The 8,898-nt window shown below is 64.2% G+C and carries 7 protein-coding genes and 1 pseudogene; 4 read left to right on the top strand and 4 right to left on the bottom strand.

Annotated features, from left to right (window positions below; genetic code table 11):
- Positions 1 to 319 precede the first annotated feature (319 nt).
- A pseudogene (locus tag JOZ76_RS06650) lies at positions 320 to 1,086 on the bottom strand (SDR family NAD(P)-dependent oxidoreductase).
- A 142-nt stretch (positions 1,087 to 1,228) separates the two neighbouring features.
- Here JOZ76_RS06650 and JOZ76_RS06655 point away from each other — a divergent pair.
- Genes JOZ76_RS06655 through JOZ76_RS06665 form a run of 3 tightly spaced genes read left to right on the top strand, consistent with a single transcriptional unit; the run spans position 1,229 to position 3,415 of the window.
- On the top strand, positions 1,229 to 2,020 hold the full coding sequence (locus tag JOZ76_RS06655; protein WP_291697832.1) for an enoyl-CoA hydratase/isomerase: 792 nt from the start codon (positions 1,229 to 1,231) through the stop codon (positions 2,018 to 2,020).
- A gap of 12 nt (positions 2,021 to 2,032) precedes the next feature.
- On the top strand, positions 2,033 to 3,016 hold the full coding sequence (locus tag JOZ76_RS06660) for a phosphotransferase family protein (protein WP_291697833.1): 984 nt from the start codon (positions 2,033 to 2,035) through the stop codon (positions 3,014 to 3,016).
- Between the two features lie 18 nt (positions 3,017 to 3,034).
- On the top strand, positions 3,035 to 3,415 hold the full coding sequence (locus JOZ76_RS06665) for a DUF6285 domain-containing protein (protein WP_291697834.1): 381 nt from the start codon (positions 3,035 to 3,037) through the stop codon (positions 3,413 to 3,415).
- Between the two features lie 110 nt (positions 3,416 to 3,525).
- Here the strand turns inward: JOZ76_RS06665 and JOZ76_RS06670 are convergent, their stop codons facing one another.
- Complete coding sequence (locus JOZ76_RS06670; RefSeq protein WP_291697835.1) at positions 3,526 to 4,305, bottom strand: enoyl-CoA hydratase-related protein; 780 nt, start codon at positions 4,303 to 4,305, stop codon at positions 3,526 to 3,528.
- A gap of 102 nt (positions 4,306 to 4,407) precedes the next feature.
- Here JOZ76_RS06670 and JOZ76_RS06675 point away from each other — a divergent pair, with 102 nt between their 5' ends.
- Positions 4,408 to 5,682, top strand: coding sequence for an acyl-CoA dehydrogenase family protein (locus JOZ76_RS06675; RefSeq protein WP_291697836.1), 1,275 nt, complete (start codon positions 4,408 to 4,410; stop codon positions 5,680 to 5,682).
- A 16-nt stretch (positions 5,683 to 5,698) separates the two neighbouring features.
- Here JOZ76_RS06675 and JOZ76_RS06680 read toward each other — a convergent pair whose 3' ends face one another.
- Together JOZ76_RS06680 and JOZ76_RS06685 are read right to left on the bottom strand one after the other, a co-directional pair.
- A complete protein-coding gene (locus JOZ76_RS06680; RefSeq protein WP_291697837.1) occupies positions 5,699 to 7,756 on the bottom strand; it encodes a putative bifunctional diguanylate cyclase/phosphodiesterase in 2,058 nt (685 codons plus the stop codon).
- A 548-nt stretch (positions 7,757 to 8,304) separates the two neighbouring features.
- The coding region (locus tag JOZ76_RS06685) for an AMP-binding enzyme (protein WP_291697838.1) at positions 8,305 to 8,898 on the bottom strand (594 nt) is incomplete at its 5' end.

The raw sequence follows: 8,898 nt of genomic DNA on the forward strand, positions 1-8,898 counted from the left end.
TCAGAGGGAGCAAGACTGACCCACGACCCGGGCGCACCGTGCCGCGGGAATGCCAAGTCACACCCTCGGCTGTTTGAAATCGAAAACTGCGATCTCCACACTGTCGTCCTGGACAAGCGCGCGTGTGGCACATACGCGAAGTCACGCTCAGAAATCATGCAGTGGTCATCGCCCGTCTTCAGTGGTCATCGCCCGGCTTGACCGGGCGATCCAGTAATCCGAGACAGTCGTGATAGAGCCGAGAAGCCGCGGCGTACTGGATAGCCCGCGGGTATGACGGCCGTTGTTGTTGCAAGGCCTTTGCACCCAACAAGGCTTGTCAAAACGCCGTGTAGCCGCCGTCGATCACAAAGCAGTCGGCCGTGTGATAGGACGAGGCCTTGCGGCGATGCCGCCGAAATCGCTCGGCTCGCCGAAGCGCCGCAGGGGGATCCGCGGCATCACGTTGGCGACGAATTTTTCGTTGGCCATGATGCCCGCCGTCATGTCGCTCTTGATCCAGCCGGGCAGGATGGCGTTGGCGGTGACGCCATGGCGCGCCAGTTCGACGGCAAGCGCGCGGCACAGCGCATTGATGGCGGCCTTGGTCGCGGCATAATGTTCGTTGCGCGCGGTGCCGAACAGCGAGGCGAGGCTGGAGGTCGCAACCAGGCGGCCGAACGGATCGCCGGCCGTGGCGCGCTCGGTCATGTGGCGGGCGACCGCCTGGAACACGTGAAAGACGCCGTCGAGATTGGTCGCAAACATCGCGCGCCACTCCTCCTCGGTGCGGTCGATGAAGGCGCGCCGTCCGCCGCCGCCGATGCCGGCATTGGCAAAACAGCCGTCGACCCGGCCGAAGGTATCAAGCACCGCCTGCATCGCATCCTTCACCGAGGCGGGGTCGGTGACGTCGCAGACGCAGCTTGCGACCTTGCCGGGAGCTTTGGCCATGGTCGCGGCGGCGGCCTGGTTCTTGTCCCCATTGCGGCCCCAGATCGCGATGTTGCAGCCACTCGACGCAAGAGCCTGCGCGATGCCAAGCCCGATACCGCCATTGCCGCCGGTGATGATGGCCACGCGGCCGGTGAGGTCGAACATGTTCATGGGAGCGTTTCCGTCAAGTATGATGCGCATCAGCTAGGCACAGGGAGCATGGACAAGCCGTCGGCAAAAATCAAATATGGCCGCGAAACGAGATCGCCCGCTCGAGCGCCGACTGAGCGCCGGGCACAGAAAGGAGGCAACGATGCTATTCAAGCATGTCACGCTCGAGATCGACGGTCCGGTGGGCGTTTTGAAGATGGACCATCAGGAGGTCATGAACGCGGTCTCGATCGACATGCTGGGCGGGCTTGCCGAGGCGCTCGACGCGATCGAGGAGAAGAAGGCGGAGGTCCGCTGCGTCGTGCTGACCGGCGCCGGCCGCGCCTTCTGCACCGGCGCCAACCTGCAGGGCCGCAACAAGCCCACAACCGGCCGCAGCAATGCGGGCGCGGCGCTGGAGACCGGCTTTCATCCGTTCTTGCGGCGGATCCGCAACCTGCATTGCCCGCTGGTGACCGCCGTCAACGGACCGGCAGCGGGCGCGGGCATGAGCTTTGCGCTGCTGGGGGACATGATCCTGATGGCGCGCTCGGCCTATTTCCTGCAGGCGTTCCGCCGCATTGGCCTGGTGCCCGATTGCGGCTCGACCTGGCTGCTGCCGCGCCTGGTCGGACGCGCGCGTGCCATCGAGCTGTCGCTGATGGGTGAGCGGCTGCCGGCCGAGAAGGCGCTGGAGTGGGGGCTCGTCAACCGCGTCCATGACGATGCCGGGTTGATGGACGAGGCCATGAAGCTCGCCCGCGAACTGGCGAACGGGCCGACGATCGCGCTATCGTTGATCCGCAGGCTCTATTGGGACAGTCCGGAAAATTCCTTCGAGGACCAGCTCAATCTGGAATTCCAGTCGCAGCGCATCGCGGGCGCGGCGGAAGATTTCAAGGAAGGCGTCACGGCTTTTCTGGAAAAACGGCAGGCGCAGTTCAAGGGCAGATGAGAGAGGCCGAAGATGGAGGCGGAGCTCGGCCGCTGTGTCGCATCATTTTATCCGGGCGCGACCGGTATTGCGGGCGCGACAAAACTGTCGGGCGGCGCCAGCCAGGAGACCTGGTCGTTCGACATCGTGCATCCCGAGGGCGATATCGGCGCCATCCTGCGCCGCGCTCCGACGGGTTTTGGCGCGGCGCCCAGGCGCGCAGCCGGGCTGAACAACGAGGCGGCGCTGATGCACCTTGCCTATCAGGCTGGCGTGCCCTCGCCGCGCGTGCTGCATGTCCTGGCGCCGGAAGACGATCTCGGCACCGGTTTCATCATGGAACGCGTCGAAGGTGAAACCATCGCGCGAAAGATTCTGCGCGACGAGAAATTTGCCATCGCGCGGCAGCATCTCGCCCGTCAGCTCGGCCGGGTTGCCGCGGGCATCCACGGCCTGCCGCGCGCCGAATTGCCCCAGTTGCGCGAAATGACGTCGACCAAGGAGATCGACGAACTCGGCCGCGAGTACCACAGCTTTGATTGGCCGCGGCCGGTGTTCGAGCTGGCCCTGCGCTGGCTGAAGGACAACGATCCCGGGCCGCCGGAGGAGGTGACGCTGGTGCACGGCGATTTCCGCCACGGTAATCTCGTGATCGGCCCCGTCGGCGTCCGCGCTGTGCTGGACTGGGAGCTCGCCCATTTCGGCGACCCCATGGAGGACCTCGGCTGGATCTGCGTCAATTCGTGGCGCTTCGGCGAGATCGACAAGCCGGTCGGCGGTTTCGGTTCGCGCGAGGAGCTCTATGGCGGCTACGAGAGCGCCGGCCGCAAGGTCGATGCTGACCGGGCGCGGTTCTGGGAGGTGATGGGCACGTTGCGCTGGGGCGTGATGTGCTGCGGCATGATGCAGCGCTTTCGCGACCAGCCTGATCATTCGATGGAGCGGGCCATGATCGGCCGCCGCGCATCGGAAACCGAGATCGATCTCATGGTGCTGCTGGCGCCGCGCGAGAGCTGACGGGCATGGTGAGGTGAGATGCAGGACGAGCCGACGCCGATCGAACTGACGAAAGCGGTCGCCGATTTTCTGCGCAACGAGATCGCGCCCGGTCTTTCCGGGCATCAGGCCTTCAAGTTGCGCGTCGCCGTCAACATTCTCGATCTCGTCACGCGGCAATTGGCGCTGGAGCAGGGGAGCGATGGCGCGGAGGCGGCGCGGCTCGCGCAGCTTCTTGACCTTAACGGTTCGCTGTTCGAACTCAACCGGGCACTCGCCGACCGCATCGCGGACGGTAAGGTCGATCTCACAACGCCAGGGCTCCCCGAGCATCTGTGGCAGACCACGCTCGACAAGCTCGCGATCGACCAGCCGAATTACGCCTCGTACAAGCGCGAACGGGGGAGACGTAACGAGTGAGGCCGATCTCTCCACCGTCATTGCGAGGCGCCTTGGCGCCGAAGCAATCCAGTCCGTCCGCGCGGATGGATTCTGGATTGCTTCGCTTCGCTCGCAATGACGGCGGTGGCTTACCGGCCCAGCCATTGCGGCGGACGCTTTTCGGCGAACGCCTTGGGCCCCTCGATATAGTCCTGCGACGCGGCCATCGCCTTCACGGCTGGGTATTCGCGTTGCTCGGTGATCGCCTGTTGCAGCGACACCGCAAGCCCCTTCTGGATGGCCTGCTTGGAGGCGCGGATCGACATCGGCGAGTTCTTGCAGATCGTCTCGGCCCAGCGTTCCGCCGCGGCAAGCGCCTCGCCGGCCGGCACCACCTCGTTGACGAAGCCGAGCTCAAAACCCTCCTTGGCGCTGACATGACGGGCGCTCAGGATCATGCCCATCGCGCGCTTCAAGCCGATCTGGCGCGGCAGCCGCTGCAGGCCGCCGGCGAGCGCGGCGAGGCCGACGCGCGGCTCCGGCAGCGCGAACGTGGCGTTCTCGGCGGCGATGATGAGATCGCAGGCGAGCGCGATCTCGAAACCGCCGCCCATCGCAACGCCATTGACGGCGGCGATGACCGGCTTGTCGCAGTCGAAGCGCGAGGTGAGGCCGGCAAAGCCGCCCTTGTCCCAGCCGCGCTTTCCGCCCGCCGCCTGCCATTTCAGGTCGTTGCCGGCACAGAACGCCTTGTCGCCGGCACCGGTGACGACCGCGACCCACTGCTCGGGATCGGCGCAGAAATCGTCGAACACCTTGTTGAGCTCGAAATGCGCATCGATATGCAGCGCGTTGTAGACCTCCGGCCGCGACAGCGTCACGACCGTGACTGGACCCTTGCGTTCGACCTTGGAGAATTTCAGCTCCATGTTTCCTCTCTTATCTGTTTTTCACGGCGTGGAATACGGCAGGCAAGTCTAGCGAGACGGTGCCGACAACGACAGCAATAAAGACAAACGGGAGTGACCGCCTTGGATTTCGCGCTGCCTGCCGACCTCACGGCCTATCTCGACGAGCTTGACCGCTTCATTGCGGGCGAGATCAAGCCTCTTGAAGAAGCGGACGACAACGTCCGCTTCTTCGACCACCGCCGCGAATGGGCGCGCACGGATTTCGAGAACGGCGGGCTGCCGCGGCGCGAATGGGAAGCGCTGCTGCGCAGGGCAAAGGACCTCGCCGATAAGGCCGGCCACCTGCGCTTCGCGATCCCGAAGCGCTATGGCGGCAAGGACGGCTCCAATTTGTGGATGGCCGTGATCCGTGAGCATTTCGCCGCCAAGGGACTTGGGCTGCACAATGATCTGCAGAACGAGCACTCGATCGTCGGCAATTTTCCGCTGGTCACCATGCTCGACCGTTTCGGCGGCGACGATCAGAAGGCGATGATCGAAGGAGCGATCACAGGCAAATACCGCATCACCTTCGGCCTGACCGAGCCGCATCACGGCTCCGATGCCACCCATATGGAGACGCGCGCAGTCCCGGCGACGCGCGACAACGTCAGGGGCTGGGCCGTCAGCGGCGAGAAGATGTGGACCACGGGCATGCATGTCGCGACCCACTGCGCGCTGTTCGCCCGTACCTCCGGCAATGACGGCGACGCACGCGGCATCACCTGCTTCCTGGTGCCGGCGAATAGCAGCGGCGTGAAGGTCGAAGAATATATGTGGACCTTCAATATGCCGACCGATCACCCCAGGGTCAGCTTCACCGACGTGTTCGTGCCCGAAGAGGCGCTGTTCGGCGAGGTCGGCAAAGGCCTCTCGCTCGCCCAGTGTTTTGTGCACGAGAACCGCATCCGCCAGGCGGCGAGTTCGCTTGGGGCCGCGGTCTATTGCATCAACGAGAGCGTGACATATGCGCGGGAACGAAGACCGTTCGGCAAGGCGCTGGCGGAGAACCAGGCGATCCAGTGGCCGCTGGTCGAGCTTGCGACGCAGGCGGAGATGCTTCGCCTCCTGATCCGCAAGACCGCCTGGGAGATGGACGCCCTGACACAGGCCGAGATCGAGCACACCCTCTCGGACAAGGTCTCGATGTGCAACTACTGGGCCAACCGGCTGTGCTGCGAGGCGGCCGACCGCGCGATCCAGGTACATGGCGGCATGGGCTATTCGCGCCACAAGCCTTTCGAGCACATTTATCGCCACCACCGCCGCTACCGTATCACCGAGGGCAGCGAGGAAATCCAGATGCGCAAGGTCGCCGGCTTCCTGTTCGGCTATATGGGTGCAGGGAAGCGGTGATGCGAACAGGTTTAACTCAAGCGCTCTGCGCGGCCTTGGTCGTCAGCTCGGTCTCGAACAGGGCGAAGATGTCGTCGTACGGGAGAATCTCTTCATGTGGTCCCGGGCGTCCGAGCAGATAGCCCTGCGCCTCATCGCAGCCCTCGCGCCGCAGCAGGGCGAGCTGATTGTCGGTCTCGACACCCTCGGCGAGGATCGGGACCTCGAGGCTCTTGCCGAGCGCCAGCACCGCGCGGACGATCGCCTTGGTTTGCGGGTTGGTCTCGACCTCGTTCATGAACAGGCGGTCGAGCTTGATCTTGTCGAATGGGAACGAGCGCAGCGTGTCGAACGAGGAATAGCCGGTGCCGAAATCGTCGAGCGCTATGGTGACACCGAGCGCCTTGATCTGCCGCAGGATGTGCAGTGCGCGCGTCTTGTCGGCGATGATCGTGGATTCGGTGATTTCCAGTTCGAGCCGCGAGGCGGGCAGGCCCGTCTCCACCAGGATCTCGTGCACCAGACGTGGCAGCTCGGGCTGGCTGAATTGAACTGGCGAGAGGTTCACGGCTATTCTGTGCGGGATCTGCCACGCCGCCGCGCGCCGGCAGGCCTCGCGCAGCACCCATTCGCCGATTTCGAGAATGGCGCCGCTTTCCTCGGCGATCGGAATGAAGTCGAGCGGAGGTATCAGGCCGCGCTCCGGATGATACCAGCGCAGCAGCACCTCGTAGCCGCAGATCGTCGCATGGGTCACCGAGATCTGCACCTGGAAATGCAGGTCGAACTGCTGCAGTTCCAGCGCAAGACGCAACTCGCGCGCAAGCATCTGCCGTTCCCGGGCGACCTCGTCGAGCCGGCTCTCGTAGAAACAGACGGCGGTGTTGAGCTCGGACTTGGCGCGATACATCGCCAGGTCCGAGTTTCCGATCAGCGTCTCCGCGGTGAGGCCGTCCTGTGGGTAGACCGCGACCCCGATGCTGGCGCCGGCCGCGGCCCGGAAGTCGTCGATCTCGAACGGTTCGAACAGCGCGATCTCCAGTCTGCCGAGAAAGTCGAGCAGGACGTCCTCATCGCGAAAATCCTTCAAGGCGGCGAATTCGTCGCCGCCGATCCGCGCGATGAATTCGCCGTTCTTGACGCAATCCGTCAGCCGGCTCGCGATGATTCTCAGCGCCTGGTCGCCCGCGCTGTGGCCTCTGAAATCGTTGATCTCCTTGAAGCGGTTGAGATCGATTCCGATCACGGCGAGCTCGTGTCCTTCCTCCTCGGCTCTCGCGAGTTCGCGGTCGAGGCGCTCGGCGAAGCTGGTCCGGTTCGGCAGGCCGGTCAGCGGATCGTTCAGCGCCATGTGGTGAAGGCGGCGGGTGGTTTCGTTCCGCGCGCGGGAGTCGATCATCTGGCTGGCCACGCCGGTGCCGACGATGAGCAGCGCAACGCCTCCAATCGCAACCGCCATCGTCTCGAAGACCGTGGCATTTGTCGGATCGGAGGCAAAGGGTATCACCGAGAGGGCGGCCATGGCGGTGAAATGCTGCGAGAGGATCGCAAGCGCAAAGGCGAGCGCCGCGACCGGCGCCGCGAAGGAGCGCTCGACCTGCGTCGCCGTGGCGAGTGCCGTGATCGCGAGAACGAGCGATAGCATCACAGAGGCGGCGACGTAGGCGTGGCTCGATCCGATGATCCCGCTGACGTGATAGGCGGCCATTCCGACATAGTGCATGAGCGAGATGGTGAGCCCGACCACGCCGCCGCTGATGATTGCGGTCGAGGTGCGCCTCGTGGTCGCGGCGATGGCAAAACCGAGAGCAAGGCCGACGATCGCGACCGCAAGCGATGCGACCGTCAACGTCGGATCGAAGGTGACCGGCGCGTTCGGCTGGTAGGCGAGGATCGCGATGAAATGCGTGCACCAGACCGACGAGCCTCCCGCGCAGGCCGCCTGGAACAGCCAGCCCCAGCGCTGCAGTCCGTCCGCTCGCAGGGCGCGCTCGAGCAGCCGCATGGTGACGATGCTTCCGGCGAGACTGACGACGGCCGCAAGACAAACGAGCCACAGATTGTGTTCGGTGATGATGCTGGAGATGACACGCATGACGACGCCCTGATTTTCTTATTGTTCGTTCGCGAACAACTCGTCATCCGAACAAATGCGTTGCAATCGGATGCTTGAGACAAGTTGTGACGCTTTCACCGATGCGTGTCACCAGTGGGTTGGTGATGACTGAAAGGAATAGTTAAGGGGCGATTTGCGATTCCGGCCGCTGACTCCACGAGCTTGAATAAAACACACAGAGGATGCGCGATGCGCGCCACAGTTGATGGATTTGGACATTTTCAGGGCGGGGCGGCGATACGAGTTCGCGCTGTCGCACAGCCACTTCTTGAACGCCGCGGCGGACGCGCTTCTGCCCGATCGAGATCTGCATCCAGGCCGGCCGCAGCGGTTGATATCGCGCGTTTCGCGCGCCATCGCGCAGCCTGCTCGTATCGAGTCCGTCACCGGAGTCGGCCGCAGGCGATGATCGTTTCGGTTGCAGCCGCAGCCTCAATGGCGGGGCAGGCCGTTCATATTCCGCCCAAATCAAGGCGGGATGGCGGTCTGCCACGTTGTTGCCGCAAATCGGGAGTCTTCCGTTTGCTTCAGTTCACCTGGCGATCCTTGCCGGCCCAATAGGGATCGCGGAGATGCCGCCGCAATATCTTGCCGGAGGGGTTGCGCGGCAGCGCGTCGAGGAAGTCGATGCTCTTCGGCGTCTTGTAGCCGGCAATACGGGTGCGCGTGAAATTGATGATGTCGGTGGCGTCAGCGGTCCTACCCGGCTTCATCACCACGATGGCCTTCACGGCCTCGCCCCATTTGTCATCGGGAACGCCGATCACGGCGGCTTCGGCGACATCGGGGTGATCGCAGATCGCGCTTTCGACCTCGGCCGGATAGATGTTCTCGCCGCCGGAGATGATCATGTCCTTGATGCGGTCGTGGATATAGAGATAGCCGTCCTCGTCCAGATAGCCGGCGTCTCCGGTGCGCAGCCAGCCGTCGCGGCCAAGCGTGCGTGCGGTGGCTTCCGGGAGATTCCAGTAGCCCACCATGTTCGAGCCGGAACGGGTCGCGATCTCGCCGACCTGGCGCGGCGGCAGCGTGTTGCCGTCGGCATCGAGGATCGCGATTTCAACGCCGGACAGCGGCTTGCCGGCCGAGCGCATCCGCTCCAGTCCTTCGACGTGATCCTC

This window comes from Bradyrhizobium sp. (genome assembly GCF_019244115.1).
Lineage (GTDB): Bacteria > Pseudomonadota > Alphaproteobacteria > Rhizobiales > Xanthobacteraceae > Bradyrhizobium.

Coding starts and splice junctions, on each gene's coding strand:
- JOZ76_RS06680 (WP_291697837.1), bottom strand. CDS start 7,756: ATGCGTGTCATCTCCAGCATCATCACCGAACACAATCTGTGGCTCGTT.
- JOZ76_RS06670 (WP_291697835.1), bottom strand. CDS start 4,305: ATGGAGCTGAAATTCTCCAAGGTCGAACGCAAGGGTCCAGTCACGGTC.
- JOZ76_RS06665 (WP_291697834.1), top strand. CDS start 3,035: ATGCAGGACGAGCCGACGCCGATCGAACTGACGAAAGCGGTCGCCGAT.
- JOZ76_RS06660 (WP_291697833.1), top strand. CDS start 2,033: ATGGAGGCGGAGCTCGGCCGCTGTGTCGCATCATTTTATCCGGGCGCG.
- JOZ76_RS06655 (WP_291697832.1), top strand. CDS start 1,229: ATGCTATTCAAGCATGTCACGCTCGAGATCGACGGTCCGGTGGGCGTT.